Annotated in this window: 18 protein-coding genes and 2 pseudogenes; 5 read left to right on the top strand and 15 right to left on the bottom strand. The window is 48.1% G+C overall.

Annotated features, from left to right (window positions below):
- Nucleotide 1: 1 nt before the first annotated feature.
- Nucleotides 2-897: pseudogene (locus JCM23214_RS26765) on the top strand (LysR family transcriptional regulator).
- On the opposite strand, the gene JCM23214_RS13120 reads toward JCM23214_RS26765, so the two are convergent.
- On the bottom strand, nt 894-2927 hold the full coding sequence (locus JCM23214_RS13120; protein WP_025899334.1) for an oxidoreductase: 2034 nt from the start codon (nt 2925-2927) through the stop codon (nt 894-896). The pseudogene JCM23214_RS26765 and the gene JCM23214_RS13120 overlap by 4 nt on opposite strands.
- Nucleotides 2928-3279: 352 nt before the next feature.
- Here JCM23214_RS13120 and JCM23214_RS13115 point away from each other — a divergent pair, with 352 nt between their 5' ends.
- Together JCM23214_RS13115 and JCM23214_RS20785 are read left to right on the top strand one after the other, a co-directional pair.
- Complete coding sequence (locus JCM23214_RS13115) at nt 3280-4143, top strand: PAS-domain containing protein (RefSeq protein WP_025899333.1); 864 nt, start codon at nt 3280-3282, stop codon at nt 4141-4143.
- Nucleotides 4144-4145: 2 nt separating this feature from the next.
- Complete coding sequence (locus tag JCM23214_RS20785; protein WP_025899332.1) at nt 4146-5846, top strand: hybrid sensor histidine kinase/response regulator; 1701 nt, start codon at nt 4146-4148, stop codon at nt 5844-5846.
- 13 nt (nt 5847-5859) lie between these two features.
- Here JCM23214_RS20785 and JCM23214_RS13105 read toward each other — a convergent pair whose 3' ends face one another.
- Complete coding sequence (locus tag JCM23214_RS13105) at nt 5860-6558, bottom strand: DUF6969 family protein (protein WP_025899331.1); 699 nt, start codon at nt 6556-6558, stop codon at nt 5860-5862.
- A gap of 45 nt (nt 6559-6603) precedes the next feature.
- Here JCM23214_RS13105 and JCM23214_RS23500 point away from each other — a divergent pair, with 45 nt between their 5' ends.
- On the top strand, nt 6604-6969 hold the full coding sequence (locus tag JCM23214_RS23500) for a hypothetical protein (RefSeq protein WP_025899330.1): 366 nt from the start codon (nt 6604-6606) through the stop codon (nt 6967-6969).
- Nucleotides 6970-7012: 43 nt separating this feature from the next.
- Here the strand turns inward: JCM23214_RS23500 and JCM23214_RS26060 are convergent, their stop codons facing one another.
- The 12 genes and pseudogenes from JCM23214_RS26060 to miaA all read right to left on the bottom strand — a co-directional run bounded on the left by JCM23214_RS26060 (nt 7013) and on the right by miaA (nt 20822).
- Complete coding sequence (locus tag JCM23214_RS26060; RefSeq protein WP_051548169.1) at nt 7013-7951, bottom strand: cytochrome P460 family protein; 939 nt, start codon at nt 7949-7951, stop codon at nt 7013-7015.
- A gap of 152 nt (nt 7952-8103) precedes the next feature.
- On the bottom strand, nt 8104-8592 hold the full coding sequence (locus JCM23214_RS13085; protein ID WP_025899329.1) for a hypothetical protein: 489 nt from the start codon (nt 8590-8592) through the stop codon (nt 8104-8106).
- A 222-nt stretch (nt 8593-8814) separates the two neighbouring features.
- Nucleotides 8815-9954 carry a rod shape-determining protein RodA gene (gene rodA / locus JCM23214_RS13080; protein ID WP_037493591.1) on the bottom strand — a complete coding sequence of 380 codons (1140 nt, stop codon included), beginning with the start codon at nt 9952-9954 and terminating at the stop codon, nt 8815-8817.
- Nucleotides 9947-11857 carry a penicillin-binding protein 2 gene (gene mrdA, locus JCM23214_RS13075; RefSeq protein ID WP_025899327.1) on the bottom strand — a complete coding sequence of 637 codons (1911 nt, stop codon included), beginning with the start codon at nt 11855-11857 and terminating at the stop codon, nt 9947-9949. The genes rodA and mrdA overlap by 8 nt, the downstream gene beginning before the upstream one ends.
- A 1-nt stretch (nt 11858) precedes the next feature.
- Nucleotides 11859-12374 carry a rod shape-determining protein MreD gene (gene mreD / locus JCM23214_RS13070; RefSeq protein ID WP_037493649.1) on the bottom strand — a complete coding sequence of 172 codons (516 nt, stop codon included), beginning with the start codon at nt 12372-12374 and terminating at the stop codon, nt 11859-11861.
- Between the two features lie 16 nt (nt 12375-12390).
- Nucleotides 12391-13281, bottom strand: coding sequence for a rod shape-determining protein MreC (gene mreC / locus JCM23214_RS13065; protein ID WP_199899595.1), 891 nt, complete (start codon nt 13279-13281; stop codon nt 12391-12393).
- A gap of 47 nt (nt 13282-13328) precedes the next feature.
- Nucleotides 13329-14369, bottom strand: a complete 1041-nt coding sequence (locus JCM23214_RS13060; RefSeq protein ID WP_025899324.1) for a rod shape-determining protein — start codon at nt 14367-14369, stop codon at nt 13329-13331.
- A 388-nt stretch (nt 14370-14757) separates the two neighbouring features.
- Nucleotides 14758-16149 (bottom strand): CoA transferase, encoded by a 1392-nt coding sequence (locus JCM23214_RS13055; RefSeq protein WP_025899323.1) that lies wholly within the window; start codon nt 16147-16149, stop codon nt 14758-14760.
- A 118-nt stretch (nt 16150-16267) separates the two neighbouring features.
- Entirely contained in the window at nt 16268-17287 is a 1020-nt protein-coding gene (ilvC, locus tag JCM23214_RS13050; protein ID WP_025899322.1) for a ketol-acid reductoisomerase, read from the bottom strand.
- 60 nt (nt 17288-17347) lie between these two features.
- A pseudogene (ilvN, locus tag JCM23214_RS20775) lies at nt 17348-17856 on the bottom strand (acetolactate synthase small subunit).
- An 80-nt stretch (nt 17857-17936) separates the two neighbouring features.
- The gene (locus JCM23214_RS13040) at nt 17937-19700 is read right to left on the bottom strand and encodes an acetolactate synthase 3 large subunit (protein WP_025899321.1); all 1764 of its coding nucleotides are present in this window, start codon (nt 19698-19700) and stop codon (nt 17937-17939) included.
- A gap of 147 nt (nt 19701-19847) precedes the next feature.
- Nucleotides 19848-20822, bottom strand: a complete 975-nt coding sequence (gene miaA / locus JCM23214_RS13035) for a tRNA (adenosine(37)-N6)-dimethylallyltransferase MiaA (protein ID WP_025899320.1) — start codon at nt 20820-20822, stop codon at nt 19848-19850.
- Between the two features lie 20 nt (nt 20823-20842).
- Between miaA and serB the strand changes: the two genes are divergently transcribed.
- On the top strand, nt 20843-21730 hold the full coding sequence (serB, locus tag JCM23214_RS13030) for a phosphoserine phosphatase SerB (protein ID WP_025899319.1): 888 nt from the start codon (nt 20843-20845) through the stop codon (nt 21728-21730).
- Nucleotides 21731-21784: 54 nt separating this feature from the next.
- Here the strand turns inward: serB and JCM23214_RS13025 are convergent, their stop codons facing one another.
- On the bottom strand, nt 21785-23200 hold the full coding sequence (locus tag JCM23214_RS13025) for a DegQ family serine endoprotease (protein WP_025899318.1): 1416 nt from the start codon (nt 23198-23200) through the stop codon (nt 21785-21787).
- Between the last annotated feature and the right edge of the window lie 280 nt (nt 23201-23480).

Genomic DNA, 23480 nt, shown 5'->3' with positions numbered 1-23480 from the left:
TATGACGACTGATTTCCGCCAACTCAGACAGTTTATTGCCGTAGCAGAGGAGAAAAACTTCCGCATTGCTGCTGAGCGGCTGAATATGACTCAACCTCCCTTAAGTCAGGCTATTAAAAAACTTGAAGACGGGCTCGCAGTTAGCCTCCTAAAGCGGACAAACAAGAAGGTTGAGCTTACCAGTGCCGGCGAAGTTTTTTTAAAAGGTGCCTACGAAACAATCGAAAAATTCAGGCAACTTGAAGAAGACACAAAAAGAGCTGACAAAGGATTGATCGGGAAGCTTCGGATCGGATTTTCAGGATCCGCAATCTATGAAGCCCTTCCCAATAGCATTCGCAGATTTAAGCATGATTATCCCCACATACAGCTTGAAATTTCCGAACTGGCGACAATTGATCAGATTGAAGCCATGCAAAAAGGACAACAGGATGTAGGCTTCTACGTCCGCCGATCACGAAAGAAAGTCTGTTTGATGTGTTCCCCCTAAGACATGAAGAGTTGGTCATGGTATTGCCAACGTCACATCCCCTTGCAAAATCAAAAGTCCTCACCCTGAGTGATTTTGCCTCTGATGAGTTTATTACTTTCGCTCCCGAGACATCACCCAATCTTCATAATCTGATTATCCAATGCTGTAGTGATGCGGGATTTATCCCCAAAATCGTCCAAACAGCGCCGCAGATCCAAACTCACATCAGCCTTGTTGCGGCCGGCCTCGGGGTATCACTGGTGCCGGAATGCGCAGCGCAGGTTACTCATCCTAACGTCGCGTTTCGAAAGTTCAAATCTCGCAAATCTGTCAATACAACGACAATGGCAATCGCCTGCCTGAAAGCGCGCGACAATCCGGTGCTAAAAGCATTTATCAACTGTAACACCATGACGGGAAGTTAGACCTGAGCAGCTAAATGCGCGGCCTGATTAATGGCCCGCTTAGCGTCCAGTTCGGCGGCTTCAAACGCGCCGCCAATCAAATGGACTTTAACGCCTTTATCGGTCAGCTCATCATATATGCCTCTTTGCGACGTCTGTCCCGCACATATAACAACAGTGTCCACATCCAGAATTTGATGCTCGTTATTGATTAATAAATGAAGGCCCAGATCATCAATTTTCAGATACTCGACCCCGTTTATCATTTTTACTCCGCGCCGATTTAACGTAATTCTATGTGTCCAACCCGTCGTTTTCCCCAAACCACGCCCCACCGGTGTCGCTTTTCTTTGCAGGAGTGTTATTTCACGATCCGCGCTCGCCACTACCGGCTTCACACCTGTCACACCGCCCCGTGGATGATTGTCAAAATCTATTCCCCACTCCTGTGCGAATATCTGTCGGTCCAATGCAGCAGATTTCCCCGTGTGGGATATTAGCTCTGCGACATCAAAACCGATACCACCAGCCCCCATTATCGCAACCTTTCGCCCAACTGCCCGATTTCCGCTGATTACATCAATATACCCAACAGCTTTTTCATGAGTAATGCCGGGCAAATCTGGCACACGCGGCGTAATACCCGTTGCAACTATGACTTCATCAAATCCCTCTTTGACCAATTGGCTCACAGTAACCTTGCAGTTCAAATTCAACAGAATCGAATATTTATCAATCGTACGGCGAAAATATCGTATGGTTTCGTGAAATTCCTCTTTACCTGGTATCTGCTTGGCCAAATTAAACTGCCCCCCAATTTCCGAACTTTGCTCGAACAAAGTCACATGATGACCACGGCTTGCAGCAATTTCAGAAAATGCAAGGCCCGCAGGCCCTGCGCCAACGACAGCCAGTTTCTTGATTTTTGCAACAGGTAGATAGTTCAGTTTGGTTTCATGGCAGGCTCGGGGATTGACAAGACAACTAACCTCTTGCCCCGTGAAAGTATGATCCAGACATGCCTGATTGCAAGCGATACAGGTGTTAATTTCATCCTCGCGCCCCTCCCATGCTTTTACCACAAGGTCGGCATCAGCAAGCATGGGTCGCGCCATCGAAACTATATCAGCATCCCCGCGCCTCAGTACTTCTTCCGCTACGCTTGGCATATTTATACGGTTGCTAGTGATCAGCGGTATTCCAAGGTGCTTTTTCAATCGCCCGGTTACCCCAGTGAATGCAGCTCGCGGCACCATCGTGGCAATCGTAGGAACTGCGGCCTCATGCCATGTAAAATGTGTACTGATAATATTTGCACCGACTTCTTCAATTGCTTTTGCAAGCTGGACGACTTCGTCCCATGACATGCCCCCCTCCAACATATCCATGGCTGCAATACGAAATATCAGAATGAACTGGTCACCAACTGCTTGTCTGATCCTGCGAATACATTCCACAGCAAATCGCATCCGGTTTTCGAACGGCCCACCCCATTCATCCGTTCTAAGATTTGTTTTCTGAACAAGGAATGTACTAATCAGATATCCTGCCGACCCAATAACCTCCACCCCGTCATAGCCGGCTTCTTTGGCCTTCACGGCACAATTTACAAAATCATCAAGCTGTTTTTCTATTCCAGCTGCATCAAGTTCGATAGGTGCTGCCCTGGCAATGCGCGAGCGAACGGCAGATGGAGCGACTGCATACTTGCCCCGGGCTAAAGGTCCCATATGCAATATTTGCATGCATATTTTAACCTCAGGATCAGCTTTATGAACTGCATCGGTGATTTCCCGATGAGCCTGTGCTTCTTCCGATGTTGAAAGTTTGGCGCCAGATCCTCCCTCAATATTTGGTGAAATGCCACCGGTAATGATCATGCCAACACCGCCTTTGGCCCGTTCAGCAAAATATCTTGCCATACGGGGAAAACCGTTCGGTAACTCCTCAAGCCCTGTATGCATCGACCCCATCAGAAACCGGTTTTTCAAACGAGTAAACCCAAGGTCGAGAGGTGAAAAAGCGATTGGATAAGAAGTTTTGCCGTGCATATGAGTGCCCTTGTCCTACTCAGACATTTTTTATTTTTGTTATATAATTTATCAAAGCCTACCGTTATAGGTCACGTGAATGCAAGCCGCTGTAGCTATGCGACTATCAGAAAATTTCTCAAATTCATTAAGCTGGACTTAAGAGACTCCCTCATATATTGGAAAGTTATCGTGGAATGGTGTCGCTTCCAAACACATGTCTGTATGTCTATCATCCACATCAGAGTAGTTTTTTTTGAGTAAAATGTATGAAAATACATGATCACCGCAAAGACCTTTATGCCAGCTTCATGAACTGGCAACGGGACGCAATGGCATCAACCAGCGAAGGTTTATCCTAATCAGGGACTATATGGATGCAAGCGCGATCAGTGTCATTAGGGCAAAGCCACAGCAAGCCCATCCGCAATATTTCAAATCACTACCCGAGCAGGCAATCAGTGATGGGCATGCCTGCGAATTAATATCCAAATACGCTCAAGCTGACGGGATACACACTGACAGCTTTAGAGTTACGAGCCGTCAGTGTTACGCAACGAGTTACATCTTCCGAAGCCGAAATGCAGAGGAAACCCTGATCATCTCGCTATGGCATGAAAACTTGCTCGATCTGAACGACGCTGATCAAATTTTCCTGGATATGGCAATTGAGGCTTGCCGGTTGCGAATTGGCGCTAAATACATCAAAGACTTTCGACAGCCACATATAATTTCCGAAGCATTCGATGCGGTAGATGACGGTTTCATAATTTATGATAAAGACCAACAAATCATCGCTTATAATCAGCGACAGCAAGATTTATTCCCGTCTGTTACTGGCACCCTTCAAATAGGCTTCGAATATGAAGCCATTTTGCGAAAACAACTTGCATCCGGGCAATTAAACATTCCCGACACTGAAGCTGAAGAGTGGATTGAGCGTCGCAAAAAACAGCTCAAAGACCATCGGCACACAGAGGAACAAAAATTTGAAAATGGCAAAACCATCCGCCTCACAAATTACCAAACATCCTCTGGGGGCACGGTTGCTGTTCGCAGCGATATCACTGAGCTTGTAGAAGCTCGCCAACGCGCGGTCGAAAACGAACAATTGTTTAGGGCTTTACTCATAGGAGCTCCTATCCCGTTATTCATTATTACAGGAATGGAAATTGTATATGCCAATTCCTATGCGGAATCTCTTTTTGATGCGGGAAGTGAAGGGCTTCTTAGCTAGATGTGCGTGATTTTTACGTCGACCAGGATCACCGTCGCCACCTGCTTTCAAAAATCGAGAGGGAAGGATATCTTCGAGGGGATACACTCAACATTAAAACCCTTAAAAATGTTGAAAAGACGGTCATTCTGTCGGCAAACATGATTACCTATAAGGGCAATCCATCCTATTTCGTGTCCCTTATGGATATTACGGACATGATCACAGCTCAAACTGCCCTTCAGCAAAGTGAACAACAGTACCGTGCGCTCAACGAGTTGATACCTGATGCACTGGTTTTACAGATTGACGGAAAAGTCGCGCTTGTCAATGAAAGTGCGATATCAACCTTCCGGGTCAATAGCATCTCTGACTTGGTGGGCCTCTCCTCTATCAATTTGGTGGCCCCAGATGAACGACCCCGTCTACAGGAATTCAGAAAAAAGGTTTTGAAATCCGGCAAGCCTGAGCAAATTCAGACCCGCTACCAACGCATGGATGGAGACATTTTTCACGTGGAAATGCATTCACAGGCCATGATCTGGAATGGACGTCAGGGGACTTTGAATTTTATCAGAGACGTTACAGCGCGGCACATATACGAAAGAGAACTTCTGCGAAGAGAGAGAGAAATGGCCCTCGCCCAAACTATCGGTCGATTTGGTCACTGGAGAGTCGATTTACAAAAGCAGGAAGTCTATTGGTCAAAAGAATTGTTCAATATATACATGCGACCGATTTCCGAAAAGCCAATTTCGCCGAAAGAAGCGGCCACCCTTATCTTTCCCGATGACCTACCGAAAGTACAAGAGGACTATTTTGATCTTATAAAAACGGGACAATCCAAAATTCTGCCGCTGCGTGTAATCAGATCTGATGGTGCGATCCGACATGTCGAAACTTCGATGCAGCCCGAGCTAGATTCAAAAGGTGTGGTTCAATCTATATTTGGTGTCACTCAAGACATTACAGAGCGAAAAGAGCTTGAAGAAAGGTTGCGCCAATCCCAAAAAATGGAAGCTGTTGGACAACTTACCGGCGGTGTCGCTCATGATTTCAACAATTTGCTGGCAGTGATACAAGGCAATGCAGAGTTGTTACAGGAAATGCTGGATCCACAAGATGAAAAATTGAAAGCACGTACTGAGGTAATTCTGGAAGCGGCAGAACGCGGTGCGGATCTAACCAAAAGCATGCTTGCGTTCGGCCGTACACAAGCACTGAACCCTGCTACAATTAATCTTAATGACAATGTCGCGAAAATGCTAAAGGTGCTGGACAGGACTATTGAAAAAAATATCCATATTTGTCTGGACACGGATCCAGCGCTTTGGGATTGTTTTGCCGACCCCGGGCAGGTTGAAAATGCCATCCTCAACCTGACAATAAATTCCAGAGATGCTATGCCAAATGGCGGTCAATTGACGCTCAAAACGAATAACGTAACTCTTGCCGGGGACGAGCTAAAGAAAGCAGACAACCAACCAGAAGGAGACTATGTCCGACTGAGTGTCACGGATACAGGCCAAGGTATAGATTCAGAAAAGCTTGAACATGTTTTTGAGCCTTTTTTCACCACAAAAGAGGTTGGGAAAGGAACCGGGCTTGGTCTTTCAATGGTCTATGGATTTATTAAGCAATCCAACGGACATATTGATATCCAATCGGTCGTCGGCGAAGGAACATCCGTGGATATTTATCTGCCAAAACACACTCTGAACTGAAACCAGAGCGAACTTAATTTTCAAGATGTCGCTGTATTTCTTCAAGAAAACTTGCGACATCAATCGCCACCTCAGAAGTCACTTCCAGCTCCCGATCTTCAAATACATCGCGATTTGGGTGTCGCTCCGCCCACGCTTTTACCGTTTTGTCCCGATCTAAAATCAGTTGCCGAATGACAGGTAAGTAAAGCCGAACCAAGTTCGTGATCCAGATATTGACGGGCCAGGATGGTGGCACAAGGTCCATTTCAAACCTGTTCAAGGCGAAGAGGACATCTTCCGCAGGATACCAGTTCTCTGCTGTGACCCAACGATTGGTGGTAAATAGACTGATTGGGTAGCCTCGGGCATCCATCGAAATAGCAACTAAATGCGTAAGCTTATCGTCTCTCTCTTCCATGTAATCCTGTAAAGACTGCCCTTTCAAAGGACGCATGTCATCCGGCATTCCCGCGGAGCGAAGAAACGTGTGAAAATGACCATGTTCACCTTCCCGGTGGGCATGATAATAATACTGACAATGAGTTTGCGGGTCGTAGACATCACCTTTTGGGTAATGGTCCATTTCATAAAAGGTTCCCTGACCTTTGATCACCTCTCCCACAATATTATCACCAGACTTCGCAAGAACACGATAGCAATTTAAGACCTGTTCACCCGCGGCGCCCATCTCTTCAAGTTCGCTTCGTGTCAAACTGTTCAAATCCAGCATAAAAATCTCCCCATCACACACTCATCACGCGGCGCTCATGGCCGCGTGATAAAAACCGTCATCAATACCTTCAGAAGTGAGTGTAATCAGCTCGCACTGCAAGGGTTCTTTTTCTTGGCAGCGCATGGATTACAAGGGTTACAGGGGTTTTTCGCGGCGCATGGATTGCAGGGGTTCTTTGCTGCACACGGATTGCACGGATTTTTTGCCGCACAAGGGTTACAAGCATTCTTTTTTGGTTTGCATGGATTGCAGGCACTCGCGACTACTAATTCACCAGCTTTTTGTGCGGCTTGCGCTACCGGAACTGAAGCAATAGTTGCAGCAGAAATAGCTGTTAAACTGAGTGCGGTAACTTTTAGAGATTTCTTGATCATTGGATATCCTACTCCTGTAGTGTTGAGCTATTGATTGAGCGATCTGCTGAAACTCAACCTTTCAACAGATCGAGGGGTTATTTTCGTAACTCTTCTGGTAAAAAGAGCAGGTAATCCTGATCCTCAGCAGAAGCGTGGCACTCCGAGCAGAAAACCATTCCTGCAGTATTTTTGCCTTTCGTTTGCCCAAATATGGATCCATCGGGCATGACCATTGAATATTTCCAGTTACCCAATTCCGGCTGGAAACCGTCTGCCATTTTTTCCATAATGAACATCGGCCCTGGCGAGATTGCGCCGCTCGCCGTCACTTCGAAGCTGTCTTTAACAATCACAGAGCCTACAGGCATCTGACCTGCATCTTCATATTTTCTATATTGCGCTGCTCCCACAGTGTTTACCCAATTATTCACATAGCGGTTCCCATGGGTGACTGCCTGATATGGGCTAAGCGCAACATTCTCCCAGCCGATATAATTTTGAACCTCTGAAAGGCCGGCTTTTGCATAGGATGAGATCAACTCACTTTGAATGCAGTCATAGGCCGCAATCGCTTGTTGAGGACTAAGTTCCGCCACATCCGCTGCACCACAAGGATTGCAGGGGTTTTTTGCTGCGCACGGATTGCATGGGTTCTTCGCTGCACACGGATTGCATGGATTCTTCGCTGCACAAGGGTTACAAGGGTTCTTTGCAGCGCATGGATTTGCTGCGGCCAACTCAGGAACCACGCAGCCCGACTGCGTTTCCACTTTAGCAGAAGCGCATGGATTACATGGATTTTTGGCGGCACAGGGATTACAGAGGTTCTTCTTTGGATTGCATGGGTTACAAGTACTCGCCAGCAAAAGGTTTTTCTTAACCGCTTGCGGATTGATAGCCTGTTTTTCACTCGGTGAAGAGGAAGCAATTTCTCCATTAGCAGCTAATGCTCCCGCTCCATAGATACCAGCACCTGTACCAACAGCTACAACGAACACGACAGTTGATTTCAACAATTGTTTAAACTCTTGCATCTCACCGTTCCCTTTTTCTCTTTTGCGATTTCACTATGGCACGGGGCTGGTGGCACCTCTAATAACGTTGTTTCAACTAACCGTGACGCCGAGTTGAACAAAAAAGCCGCTACAATCTGCAGCGGCTTTAAAGAAGTTCTATCAATCAGCTCTCACTCAACAACCAGCGCATAGTCAGGTGTTGAATTCAAAGGGCAGGAAAATACATATTCTCCGGGTTTCAGGGTCACTTTATATTCGATCGTTTTTCCTTCATGCATCCCGCCACCAGAAACGCTCAGTTTGTTAAGCTTATGAAGCGGATTAGCCCAGTTATATCCTTTTTCACGTATCCAGAAACCAAGCTCATAAGGGACATTCTTATTTGTTACCCGAAACACATACTCACCCGCAGCGAGCTTCATCGGAGCAACATCTTTTAAGCGATCGTCGGCAGTATTCGCATTAATCGTTTCACAATCAGACTTTTGGGTTGAGGTGAAACCGTGATCACTCTCCACACCAAGAAACTGACAAGGCACCTGCACCAGTTCTACAACTTGAGGAGCGGCTTGAGCTGTTGAAGCCTGAGACAAGGCCACCAACACTATGCTGGCTGACACCCCAAGAGCCAGTTTGGGAAATGAAATGGGTAGTTGCATCTTGTAACTCCGTTTTGAATTCAGAAAATCGACTTTCTTGAAAGAAGCGATGCACGGCACAACAGATATTAAACGGCACAACTTTCTACTGGGATATCACTTTGCAGTCGCAGTAACCCAATCATCTGGGTCCTTTCAATCAAGCTGGTGACTGAAAGCTAGTGACATTCCTGTTCACATGCATTTCAAATTACTGCGATTTGTGCGTGTGGTAGATCCAGGTCAGTATTTTCGCGGGTTGATTTCCACATCTCTGTGAACATAACTGCTCATGATCAGCCCAAAGCTGACAAGCAGGGTCAGCATGGATGTCCCACCGTAGGAAATTAAAGGCAAAGGAACACCGACGACGGGCACCAGCCCCATCACCATTGCAATATTGATAAAGACATACAGAAAAAACACTCCGCTTAGTCCCAGCGCCAACAGTCGCCCAAACTGATTGCGCGAACGCAGCGCGATGGCATATCCATATGCTAACAACATGATGTAAAGCGCAAACAGAATAAGGCCGCCGACCATGCCAAATTCTTCAGCCAACATACTGAAAATAAAATCTGTTCGCATTTCAGGTAAATAATTCAAATGGCTTTGCGTTCCTTGCACAAAACCCTTTCCAAAAATTCCCCCTGATCCAAGAGCGATTTTGGACTGCATGATGTGATATCCGGCTCCCAATGGATCTGATTCCGGGTTCAAAAAGATTAGAATCCGTTTTTTCTGATACTCATGCAGAAACTGATAGGCAAAGAAACCAGCAGGTATGGCTGTCCCGATCACCGCCGCAAACTTCCACCAAGCGACACCAGCGCCAAAAAAGACCACACCAGCGCCAGCTATCAACAATAGCGTTGTCCCAAGATCCGGCTGCCGCAGAACCAGCATGGCGGGCATGGCCACCAATATTAAGGGCGGAATTAACCAGCGAATGCGGCGCACATCTTCCAGATCAAGACCATGGAAATAACGGGCCAATGCCATGACCAGCGTAATCTTCATCACTTCCGAGGGCTGCAACTGAATTGGGCCGATTTCAACCCACCGACGAGCACCCATACCGATTACACCCATCACTTCAACAGCGCCGAGCATTAACAGGGCTATGAAATACAACGGATATGCCAGCCGTAACCATATGCGAATATCAGTCAACGCAACCACCAGCATAATAACCAACCCGGCACCAAATCGGATCATCTGGCGAGAGGCCCAAGGGTTAATATTGCCGTCTGCAGCCGAGTACAGCATTAAAAATCCAACCGAAGCCGTTACGCAGATTAACAGCACTAAGCCCCAGTTTAATTCCCATATTTTTTTTGAAAGAGGCTGGTTCCTCTCTGGTGCACCGAGTTCTCTAAGCATCACGCTCATCCTCTCGTTGCTGTTTGTCTGAAATCTCGTCCTTTTTATGCTTTCGCCTCACCGGATCAAGACGCAAGGCTTCTTTCAACAGATCACTTGCAATGGGTGCTGCAACCTTGGAGGCACTCCCTCCGTGTTCGACAATAACTGACACCGCGTATCGCGGATTGTCATAAGGTGCAAATGCCACAAACAGGGCGTGATCTCTGTATTCCCAAGGCTTTTCTTCTGATTTCAACACGCCAGTCAGCCGCTCTTTCTTGGAAATTCTGCGAACTTGAGCAGTTCCCGATTTACCCGCGACTTCCCACCCCTCTACATCTATTCTCGAGCCACGACCGGTACCTTTTTCACCATTCATCACGTCAAACATGCCATCCAAAACGGCTTTGAGCGCCGCTTTGCTAACACCTATATCCTTCGGCGGCTCAGCTTGTTCGGCATCTCCTTTAACCAGATTTTGCAGCTCCTGCTTTACCAAACGAGGCGTGACCGCTTTACCGCCATTGGCCAGCCGGGCTGTCATGACCGCAAGCTGTAATGGCGTAGAAAGGACGTATCCTTGCCCGATACCGGCGTTGTAGGTATCGCCAACCTGCCAGCGTTCACCGCGTACGGCCTGCTTCCAGTCAGTTGTCGGAATCAAACCGGCTTTTTCACCATATAAATCCAGCCCCAGTTTCTGACCAAGTCCAAATCGGTTGGCCATTTCTGCAATTTTGTCCATACCGACTTTACGAGCGATATCATAAAAATACACATCACAGGACTGCTCAATTGACTGTCGCAGATTTAATTTGCCATGCCCTCCGCGTTTCCAGCAATGAAACTTATGGCGGCCCAACATCGTATGCCCAGCGCAATAAGTGGTGTAATCGGGCGTAATCACGCCTGCCTCAAGCGCGGCCAATGCCACAACCATTTTAAACGTGGATCCCGGAGGATATTGACCGGCAACGGCTTTGTTGTTCAGTGGATGTTTGGGATTTGACTGCAACGCGCGCCAATCCTTGACACTGATCCCCGTGGTAAAACTATTGGGATCAAAACTGGGCACCGACACCATGGATAAAATGTCCCCTGTATGCACATCCATGATAACGGCTGCGGCGCTTTCCTCTCCCATTCTTTGGGCTGCATACTGTTGAAGCTCTGCATCAATCGTCAGTTCCAGATCATTACCCGGGTTCCCCTCCTGACGGCTAAGCTCCCGTATGACACGGCCATAAGCATTAGCTTCCACACGACTGGTTCCTGCTTTTCCCCGAAGCGATAAATCGTAATATTTTTCTATTCCGTTTTTACCGATTTTAAATCCGGGTAACTCCAGCAACGGATCGGGCTCCAGTGTCTTCAGATCCCTTTCGGATACCGATCCCACATAGCCGACAGTGTGTGCGAATAATGGACCATAGGGATAATGCCGTGTCTCCCCGACATCAAGCTGGATACCCGGCAGCTCAGGGCTGTGAACATTAATTCGCGAAAACTCTTCCCAGGTGAGGTTTTCCATCACGGGAATGGGGACGAAGCCGCGTTTGCGTCTCGCTTCTTTGAGTACCCTTTCCCTGTCGGCATCGGATACCGGCACCAAATCGGAAAGGCGGTCAAGTGTCTGCTCCACGCTCTTTGTCTGCTCGCGGATAAGGACGACACGGTAATTCTGGCGATTGCTGGCAATTTCTTTACCGAAACGATCCAGAACCTGTCCCCGCAGTGGCGCAAGAAGCCGAATGTTCATTCGATTTTCATTGGCCATCGTTGCATATTCGTCTGATTGCAACACTTGCAGGTAATAGAGCCGTCCGGCCAGAACTGACATAAGCGCAGCCTGTCCTCCTGCCAGGATCAAAGCCCTGCGTGTAAATAAACGGGATTTTTCCTTATCGCGAGCACTGGACATGTCAAATATGCTTCAAAATACTGGATTGCACGACTGCAAAACACCATGCAAGCAGAGGAAAAAACAGAACTGTCAGACCATATTGTATAAATACAGGCAGGATCGGGATAATCGTCAATTCCAGTACACAGGCAACAATCCAGGAAAACACTGCGATCCCTGCTCCGATCAGGAAGAACCCCCACCAGGAAAGTACAAAGGCTTTCCCAACGAAGACCTGTCTTTGCGTTACCGCTATTCCGTGTACGACCAACAACATAAGAGAGGTCAACCCCATGGGCGTGCCAGTCAGTATATCGAAAATCAGACCCAGCAGAAATACAACCGGCGCCGGCAAGAGATAGGGACGATGCAAACTCCAGTAAAAGACCGATATCATCAGAAACGAAGGAGTTACAGTTGCAAATCCAGTAATTCTTAGTGGGACAACGCTTAGGAAAATGAGAAAAAGCGATATCCAGAAAGGGATACTTCCCCGTAAGATACGATGCAGTTGATAGGAAATGGATGGTGTCATTGGGGGTACCATCCGATCAATTGCCAAGCTTACTCTCGCCAAGATCGCCAGGATTATTATGTTTATCCGTCAGTCCCGGCAAGTCATAGCGCAGCACGCTTACATATTCCAATCGCGTCCAGTCTGCATAAGCCTGAACACGCACCTGCCCCTCTGCAACCGATGCAACCATGCCAATTGGCCAACCCGCCGGCAATAATCCCCCATCACCTGAGGTCACGACTTTGTCACCTGGGGATACCTGTGCATTGGTTGGCAAAAATTCAAGCTTGGGTGAGGACGAGTTATCCCCCACCAAAATTCCTTTGTGCCGAGAATTTTCAAGCGCAACCGGAATGCGGGAGTTCAGGTCTGTCAGTAGCAAAACGCGGGCGGACTGATGCCCGACTTCCACCACGCGACCAATCACACCATGCGGACCAACCGCGGCCTGCCCAACACGAACGCCATCAAGCGTTCCCGCGCCCAATAGCAACGTACGGACAAATGGGCCCCCGGAATCGCCAACGACACGAGCCGTGATTGGAAGAACCAGCGGATCACTGAGTGCGTTTAACAATCGACGATAATAGTCATTCTCCCGATCCAGTGACCGGCTGACCGACTGCCATTTGAGCAACCGTTCATTTTCCCGTCGCAGCCGTTCGTTTTCCTCAACAAGGCTTGCAAGTTCCCGAACCCGTTCAATCCCCTTGTTCAACGCATTAATAGGCTGTGATAATGTGCTCAAAACCGGCGACAGCGCATCAGTACTGATAGTCCGCACCCGCTCCATCACAACAAGATCGGCTTTACCAAGAACCAGAAGAGCGATTGACAGACAGATCAAGGACAGAAAGGCAAACCGCTGAAAGAAAACCTTCAACGGTATCGCTAGTCTCCAGGCTGAATTTTGACCTAATGCCAATTCTAGTACTCCTAAACGCGAAACAGCTAATCAGATAGCAATCTGTCTCAGCCCTCGCCGCTCAAAACGTGACGTAGTGTTTTGATCTCTTCAAGGGCACGGCCTGTACCGATAGCAACACATGAAAGCGGCTCATCGGCAATGGAAACAGGCAATCCGGTTGCATTGCGAAGAACATGATCAAAATTGCCAAGCAATCCACCGCCACCGGTCAGGACAATGCCTTTGTCAACAATATCAGCTGCCAGTTCAGGCGCTGTATGTTCAAGTGCAACCTTAACCGCTTCGACAATCGCGCCGACAGGCTCCGCAAGACTATCTGCAATTTGCCGTTGACTGATAATCAACTCTTTTGGCACGCCGTTCATCAAATCACGGCCCTTCACTTCCATTGTCTCGCCATTGCCATCTTCTGGCTGGCAGGCCGAACCGATTGTTTTCTTGATCCGCTCTGCTGAACTCTCACCGATCAAAAGATTATGGTTACGACGAATGTAAGCGATAATTGCTTCATCCATCTTATCACCACCAACCCGAACGCTTTTGGCATATACAATTCCGCCAAGCGACAGGACCGCGACTTCAGTCGTACCACCGCCAATATCCACAACCATTGAACCGGTTGGCTCTGTTACCGGCAATCCGGCGCCAATAGCTGCCGCCATCGGCTCTTCAATCAGGAAGACTTCACGGGCCCCCGCATTCTCGGCGGATTCGCGAATGGCTTTACGTTCCACCGCAGTGGATCCGGAAGGAACACAAATAATAACTTGCGGACGCGCAAAGGAACGTCGGTTATGCACCTTTTGAATGAAGTGCTTGATCATTTCCTCGGCAATTTCAAAATCTGCGATCACGCCATCACGCAACGGGCGAATGGCTTCGATATTGCCTGGTGTTCTACCCAGCATCATTTTTGCTTCATCACCAACGGCCAGAACCTGTTTCTTGCCCTGCCGGTGAATAATGGCAACAACTGACGGCTCGTTTAGAACAATTCCGCGCCCTTTCACATACACAAGTGTATTGGCTGTTCCAAGGTCAATTGCCATATCCGCTGACATCATGCCGAGCATTTTGGAAAACATTAAATCGCCTCACTCAAAAGTCTAAAAGAGCAAGAACCCCCCGCCCTTCAATCAAATTCCCATTCAGTTTAACCTGCCAACCTGTAATAGCAGATTTAAAACCGCGTTTCTGTTGTGCCAACACAGCATTTCAGACTACGAAATACCTGAAAATACCAGTATTTATCAACAGTTCAACGTGTATGACAGATAATGGTTAATATTTTTCAAGCATGACTGACACATTTACGCCTTTTGCGCTTCTTCTATCAACAGAATAATGGGCAAACGTCCAAATTTCCGCGCTGATTGCGCAAAAGCCGTAAAGGCAGTCAACCTAAAGGCTATTAGGTGAGAATTTCGGCATGATTATGTCCAAAAATATCGGAGCGCGCCAGAACTGCACCGCTTACCCCAGCCATTCTGCTTTATGCGCGCCAAGTGCCGGGGTCGGCCCCGCATATCGTGGCTGAACTTCACTATAACGAACAACTGGTCCAAGATGGCGAATATCCCCGTAACTCGTTTGACTGGTTTGCTGCAAGGCCTGCACTTCCTCTGCGCTCAATGGAATTCCAACGTTCGGATTTTCCAGTCGCCCCTGCCGCTGCAAAAACATGGCAGTTTGGCAAAGGGAAACTTTCACATGATAACTACCCCCTTCAACGGCACGCCGTGCTAACGCCAGAAGGGTCCCGTAAGCGCCCAGATATCCTGTTCCGTAGTCTGAGAAAAAGACAGGCAGCAAAGTTGGAAATTCACCATTCTCATGGCTCACACCGGTAACGGTCTGGGCAATCTGCTCCCAACCGCCTCGATCGCTAAACGGCCCATCACTTCCGTAGCAATTAATGGTGGTGTATATAAGGCCCGGGCGAATTTCCGCCAGTTGCTCCGGCCCGAAGCCTTTACGTGTCAACGCATTTGGCCTGTATCCTTGTGAAAATACATCCGCTTGACGAACCAACTGCTTTAAATGCTCCGCCTCCTCCTGATCACGCATATCCAGATAACAACTGCGCTTGCCATGGGATAGATCAATAAAGAATTTCTTGATTTGCGGAACATGCTTTGCCGCCACCATCAACACATCAGCCCCGTATTCTCCAAGGGTTCGTGCTGCAACCGGACCGGCCAGAATTCGGGTCAGGTCCAGAACGCGAATACCCTGAAGTGGTAATCCCCCTGATGGAAACGGTTCTGGCTCACTGTCGCCAATTTTTTCAATCTCAACCACCGCTTTCGCTGACAAAGCCTGCCCATGAGGGTGAGCCAGCCACTCATCCTGCGTTCTGACAATCCCCCCGCAACAGTTGGCATCAGCAATAACCTGATCCAGCTCTTCCGCATCCCATTTGGCAACAGCTTTACCAACTGACTGAGCATCGAAATCACAGCCCAGTATCTTCAAGACCTTTTCTTTCAGATGGGGCATGCCGAAATGTGGCATAAACAACCGATCATCGCGTGTGTAATAGGGGGCGATGATATCATATGCCTGTTTGGAAAGCTCGGAATCCTGCTTCGCCACATATTCCCCGTTTTCCTGACGGAATTCCAGATAATTGCTGCTGTTAAGTACAGCGGCAGCGTGACGCATATCAACACTGGCTGTTTGCCTGCGCCCCGTTTTCAACTCCCAAATATCATTAATAGCCGCAGCATTTGCGGCCAATATGGCTGCTGCAGTTTCAGTAACTTTAAATTTGGTGTGGTAGACAGAGTCCGACCCCGTAATCTGAACATCCGGCGCTACGTCCGCACCGCGAACTGCCATCAACTCCTGAAAGGCGTTTATCATTTTTTTTATACCTCTGAGTTTTATATGAATTATCAAATATAACGAAATAGACAAAAGCTGTAAAAACAAAAAAGCCGGCACTCTTTCGAGGCCGGCTTTGCAGTTTCAAAAACCCAAATCAGTTTTTGGATTTATCAACCATTGCGTTTTCACCGATCCAGGACATCATGCCACGCAGCTTCGCACCAACTTCTTCAATCTGATGGGCATCGTTCAGCGCGCGTGTTGCTTTAAGGAACGGCTGGCGAACCTTGTTTTCCAGCATAAAGTCGCGCGTAAATTTACCTGTCTGAATGTCATCCAGAACACGCTTCATTTCAGCTTTAGTCTCTGGTGTAATGATCCGTGGACCAGTGACATACTCACCATATTCCGCAGTGTTGGAAATGGAGTAGTTCATGTTGGCAATGCCGCCTTCATACATCAGATCAACGATCAGTTTGACTTCATGCAGGCATTCAAAATAAGCCATTTCAGGCGCGTATCCAGCTTCGACCAAAGTTTCAAAACCGGCGCGGATCAACTCAACCAGACCACCGCACAAGACAGCCTGCTCACCAAACAGATCGGTTTCACATTCTTCTTTGAAAGTCGTTTCAATAATGCCTGCACGGCCACCACCAATTGCTGACGCATAAGACAAGGCAATATCCAGCGCATTACCGGAAGCATCCTGATACACTGCAACAAGGCAAGGAACCCCTCCGCCTTTCTGGTATTCAGAGCGAACCGTATGGCCAGGACCTTTTGGTGCCACCATGAAGACGTCCATATCTTTGCGAGGCTCAATAAGGTTAAAATGCACATTCAAACCATGAGCGAACACCAGCGCTGCACCGTCTTTCATATTTGGCGCAAGATCATTTTCGTAAATGTCTGCCTGCAGCTCATCTGGTGTGAGCATCATGACCACGTCGCCCCATGCCGCAGCATCTGCAGGTGTCATGACTTTAAGGCCGGCATTTTCTGCTTTCTTGACGGATGAGCTATCTGCACGAAGGGCAACAGCCACCTCAGCAACACCGGAATCTTTTAGGTTGTTTGCATGGGCGTGGCCCTGGCTACCATAACCAACAATGACGACTTTTTTGCCTTTGATCAGGTTTACATCGGCATCGCTGTCATAATAAACGCGCATCTTACTATTTCCTTCTGAATATCAATTCTTGAGTTGTTTAAAATTAGTTGGCCGGGACAATCAGATTGTCTCATCACCCCGTTTAACCGCCACAATACCTGTGCGGCACACTTCGGTTTTTCCAAGTGGCCCCATCAATTCGACAAAGGCTTTCACCTTGTCACGAACTCCGGTGACTTCGAACACGAACGATTTTTCAGTGGTATCAACGGCACGGGCACGGAAAATATCCGCCATCCGCAGCGCTTCAACCGTTTTTCACCTTTGCACTCGACCTTGACGAGCGCCATTTCGCGCTCAACGCTGGGTCCATCAATTGTCAGATCAGCAATTTTGTGAACCGGAACCAGCCTTTCAAGCTGCGCCTTGATCTGGGCAATCACCATTTCAGTTCCGGATGTAACAATAGTGATGCGCGACAGATTTTCGTCGTCATCAACCTTGGCGACGGTCAGGCTTTCAATATTGTAGCCACGGCCCGAAAACAGCCCCACCACACGGGCCAGAACACCAAATTCATTGTCAACAAGAACCGCAATGGTGTGTCTGTGAAAATCAATATTTTGCATGTTGTCCAAGTTTTCTTTCTTCGGCCGCTTGAGCGTCCATCCACAATTTATCCATTCAACTGCTGAAAAGGAATTTCACCTTAAACCAGCGTCATTCCCTGAGAAGAGACTTCCGGCCCTTCCCCTTCCTTGTCATCTGCAAGCAGCATCTCGTTATGAGCAGCGCCCGAGGGAACCATGGGGAACACATTTTCCTGCTTGTCGACCAGCATATCAACCAGTACAGGCCCATCAGTTTCTATCATTTCTCGAATGCAGTCATCCACTTTATCCGCTTCATGACACCGCAGACCCTTCGAGCCAAAGGCTTCAGCAAGCTTCACAAAGTCTGGCAGACTTTCCATATAGCTTTCCGAATACCGCCCGCCATGCAGCAATTCCTGCCACTGACGCACCATTCCCATATATTCATTATTGAGAATGAAAATTTTGACCGGCAGACGATATTGCAAAATCGTCGACATTTCCTGGATATTCATCATCGTCGATGCCTCACCCGCGACATCAACCACGAGTGCATCAGGATGTGCAATCTGAACGCCCATGGCAGCTGGCAGGCCGTATCCCATAGTGCCCAATCCACCAGATGTCATCCAACGATTTGGCTCATCGAATTCAAGATACTGGGCTGCCCACATCTGGTGCTGCCCGACTTCCGTTGTGAAATACCGATCCATGCCCTTTGTCAGTTCATTCAGGCGTGACAGAGCATATTGTGGCTTGATCACAGGGCCATCCTGCACGAAATCCAGACATTTACGAGCCCGCCAGCCATCAATCTCTTTCCACCATTTGGTGAGAGCTTTCGCATCTGGCTTGCAAACTTCGGATTTCCAGACTTTGACCATGTCTTCAAGGACATGACCAACATCCCCGACAATCGGAATATCAACTTTAATGTTTTTGTTGATCGAAGATGGGTCAATATCAATGTGAATTTTTTTGGAGTTTGGCGAGAATGCGTCCAAACGCCCAGTAATACGGTCATCAAAACGCGCCCCGACGCACACCATGACATCACAATCATGCATGGCGTTGTTGGCCTCATAAGTCCCATGCATCCCGAGCATGCCCAGAAACTGCTTGTCAGAAGCGGGGAATGCACCAAGCCCCATCAATGTGCTTGTAACCGGATATCCAGTCATACGCGCGAGTTGTGTGAGAACCTTGGACGCCTTCGGACCAGAGTTAATAACGCCGCCGCCGGTGTAAAAAATCGGCCTTTTGGCACTTGCCAGCAGCTTCACAGCTTTTTTAATCGCTTTCAGGTCACCCTTAACCTGTGGCTTGTAGCTTTTATGCTGAACCAATGTTGGCGGAGTATAGGTTGCAGGTTGGAACTGAACATCTTTTGGAAGATCAATGACAACAGGGCCAGGGCGACCTGTTGTCGCAACGTGAAACGCCTCGTGCATTGTGCGCGCAAGATCGGCCGCATCTTTGACCAGATAATTGTGCTTCGTGACAGGTCGCGTGATCCCAACGGTATCCGCTTCCTGAAACGCGTCATTTCCAATGAGATGTGTAGCAACCTGCCCTGTCAGGCAAATAATAGGAATACTGTCCAGCAATGCGTCAGCCAAACCAGTCACTGCATTTGTAGCGCCAGGGCCAGATGTCACCAGAACAACGCCCGGTTTGCCTGTAGAACGCGCATATCCTTCAGCAGCGTGAACAGCGCCACCTTCCTGACGGACGAGAATGTGACGAATGTTGTTTTGCTTGAACAATTCATCATAGATGGGGAGCACAGCGCCACCAGGATATCCGAAAATCACCTCCACGCCCTGATCAATCAGCGACTTGATTACGATTTCTGCACCTGTCATTTCTTTGCTTGCCATGGGATATCCCTAATCTCTTTGTCTGGTAGTGGCATAAAAAAATTGTTTAAACGAAAAAGCGCCCGGATGATTGATCCGAGCGATGCTTCGGTCGATCTGGCAGAAAAAACTGGTCTTTCCTACCGTCAACAAGGGGAAACTAGACTTTCATTTCGTCAGGGTCAACAAAAAATGGCGAATAAATGGAAAGAATTCTGCCTTTAAACTTTCCAAATCTTGCGCAGATGACACATTTGCTTCTGTCATCTTATTTCTCACCCATGTCATTTGACGCTTTGCATACCGACGTGTCAGCAGCTTGATCCGCTCTTTTGCCTCCTCCAATGTCAGCTCTTCTGCCAAATACGCACTGATTTCTGGCACCCCCAAAGCTTTCATGGCCGGTAAAGTCGGATCCAGATCACGCTGCAGCAAGGCAGCAACCTCTTCTACGGCGCCCCCCTCATCAATCATCCAGTCAAGGCGCTTTTCACACCGATCATAAAGCCATTGGCGATCAGGAAGAAGAGCCAGCCATAATCTGGGACACTCGAGAATGGGCCCGTCAGCTTCTTTTTTATGCCATTCGCTCAAGGGAATTCCGGTTTCTTCCACGACTTCCAAAGCCCGAAGTAACCGCTGCGAATCTCCCACATTCAATCGTGATGCAGATTGCGGATCTTTTTGCAGTAACCGATCATAAATGACCTGATTACCCTCACGCCGTTGCAACTCCCGCAAATTCTCCCTGACCTCGTCACTGATACTGGGAATTTGCGCAATCCCTTTTGTCAGTATTTCGAAATAAAGACCCGTACCCCCACAAAGAATGGGGAGCTTTCCAGCTGCATGACAGGCACTTATTTTAGCCAGCGCCATATCCCGCCACCTCGCAGCAGAGCAATAATCGTCAGGGGACAAGACCCCATAAAGCGAATGCGGTGCAGCGGCTTCCTCCTGGGGGTCCGGACGCGCCGTAATAACGGACAGACCGGAATAAATCTGCATGCTATCCGCATTAATGATTACACCATCGAACTCATTGGCAATTGCAATTGCCAATGCGGATTTGCCGCTGGCGGTCGGGCCTGCTAAAAGAATGCAACCCTGTTGCGAGGGGCTTGGTGAAACCTGTTCAGACATAAAGAATACTGGTCTATTTGATGGAAAACACATTAACTCTGGTGGCCAACCCGGCCGATATTGCCTCATTTTCTAGCACATTGTCTGCGGTTAAATCCAGACTGGCGGCGCAGAACATACAGCTCACGGAGCAAAACTGGCTTTGCGATGACATTGCTGTAGATCTGCTATTAAGCGAAACACCAGATATTGCCCCGCTAGAGGAAGTCCTCTCGAGCAGTGATTACTGTCTGCAAAAAACATCTCACAGACGCAAAAAACTGTTACTTGCTGATATGGATAGCACAATCATAACTGTAGAATGCATTGATGAACTGGCAGATTTCGCAGGACTGAAGGCCGAAGTCTCCACTATCACAGAACGAGCCATGCGCGGCGAGCTGGACTTTAACGACGCCTTTAAATCCCGCGTTGCGATGCTTAAAGGACTCAAAGAAGAGGTACTCGCCCAAACCTTTGATGAAAGGGTGAAAATCATGCCCGGTGCGCGTACCCTTATCCAAACCATGAAAAAGAACGGTGCCTATTGCGCCCTCGTTTCCGGCGGATTTACCTATTTCACAAACAGAGTTCGGGATATTGTCGGCTTCGACATGGATGACGCCAATGAACTGTTATTTGAAAACGGGCAGCTAACCGGAACGGCGGTTGAACCAATTTTAAACTCTCAAGCCAAACTTGATAACCTTAACCGGTTGCAAGAAGAGCTCAAACTTGAGGCGGCGCAATCTGCGGCCATCGGTGACGGCGCAAATGATATCCCCATGATCGAAGCCGCAGGCCTTGGGGTTGCCTATCATGCCAAACCAGCGGCGCAGGCAGCCGCCGATGCGTCAATCCGTTTCGGTGACCTCACCACATTGCTTTACTATCAGGGCTATAAAAAAAGCGAATTCTTCGAAGGATAAAAAAAACCCCGGCAATCTGCCGGGGCTTCATCTGGTTCACTTTTACCTGTAACGCTACTCTTGAGTGCTCAGGGCAACAAAGCGGGAGTTAAGTCCCCTTCGCGTCAGCATGAGCACTGACTTGCGATCGCTTTCTTTGATTTCATTCAAACTGGCTTTCACATCAGCAACTGTTGAAACCGGTTTAAGCTGCACTTCCAGAATTTGATCGCCTGGACGAATATCTTTTTCCGCAGCTTCACTTCCTTCCTCAACGTCAATGACCAGAACACCTTTTGCATCGTCACCCAGTTTAAACTGTTCACGCAAACTGTCTGTGACAGTGGCAAGCTTCATTCCCATAACGGACACCGTCGCATCAGGACTGTCAGCCTTGCTGCCGTTTGCCATTTTGGTTTCAGCTTTTTCCAACTCACCCAGCTTTACCGTTTTGGTAATTTTTTCACCATTTCTCCAAAGCTCAACTTTTACTTTGGATCCCACAGCGGTCTCTGCAACAACCCGTGACAGCTCTCGGGTCTCACGAACTCGTTTATCACCAAATGTTAAAATCACGTCACCAGCTTTAATTCCCGCTTTGTAGGCAGGTCCATCCTCTGGAACACCTGCAACAAGGACGCCATCTGTATCACCCAGCCCCAAGCCATCGGCCAGTTCCTCGGTCACATTCTGAATTACAACACCGAGCCATCCGCGCTTTGTCTGACCAAATTCAATCAATTGATCAACAACCTTACGGGCGAGCTGCGATGGGATGGAAAAGCCAATACCGATACTCCCACCAGATTGAGAGAATATGGCTGTATTGATCCCAATGACCTCACCTTTCATATTAAAAAGGGGACCACCGGAATTTCCCTTATTGATGGAAGCATCTGTCTGAATGTAATCATCATATGGACCGGAACGAATATCACGGCCACGAGCGGATATAATACCCGCGGTTACTGTGCCGCCGAGCCCAAATGGGTTACCAATAGCAATAACCCAGTCACCTACACGGGACTTGTCACTATTTCCCCAAGGAACCTCGATCAGTTTTTTTTCGCTTGGATCAATCTGCAGCACAGCTATGTCAGTTTTGGGATCAGTACCGACAAGTTCGGCGGCAAGTTTTTCGCCATCCTGAAAAATCACAAAAATTTCGTCAGCGCCGTCAATCACATGATTGTTCGTAATGACATAACCATCACCAGCATCAATAACAAACCCAGATCCAAGCGACGTTGCCTTGCGTTCACGCTCCCCTTCTTTACCCTTTCTTCCAAAATCCTTGAAAAAGTCTTCAAAAGGATGCCCTGGCGGCAATTGTGGAAAGGCTCCTCTGTCGTTCTTCACTGTCTGTGTCGTTGAAATATTGACAACAGCTGGTGACAGCCGTTCTGCCAGATCAGCAAAGCTGTCAGGAGCCGACCTTGCATAGGCATTTAAAGTCATCAGAACCAGCGCGAAAAATGAGATGATCCCCATAACAATATACTGGTTCGGACCTGTAGCAGACTTTGCACGGGCAATCTTGCGTGAAGGAGAGACTTGCCTCTGGTCCTCGGAGGTACGATAGGGTGTGTACAACTTGGTCGTCCTTTCTAAATCTCATTCAGGAAAATCTGCTCTTGTTCTGAATTGAATAGCCAAGGCTGATTTCCAGAAAACTTAACCCAATGCCAAAGTGACAGGATGATCTAGTATCTGGCTTTCCATAACTGGAAGTCAATTATGGCAACATTGTGTAATTTGTGATTTTTCATCA

The sequence above is a fragment of the Sneathiella glossodoripedis JCM 23214 genome (assembly GCF_000616095.1).
Taxonomy (GTDB): domain Bacteria; phylum Pseudomonadota; class Alphaproteobacteria; order Sneathiellales; family Sneathiellaceae; genus Sneathiella; species Sneathiella glossodoripedis.
Note: the sequence above shows the minus strand (reverse complement) of the source record. Positions and strands in the feature narration are given on the sequence as shown.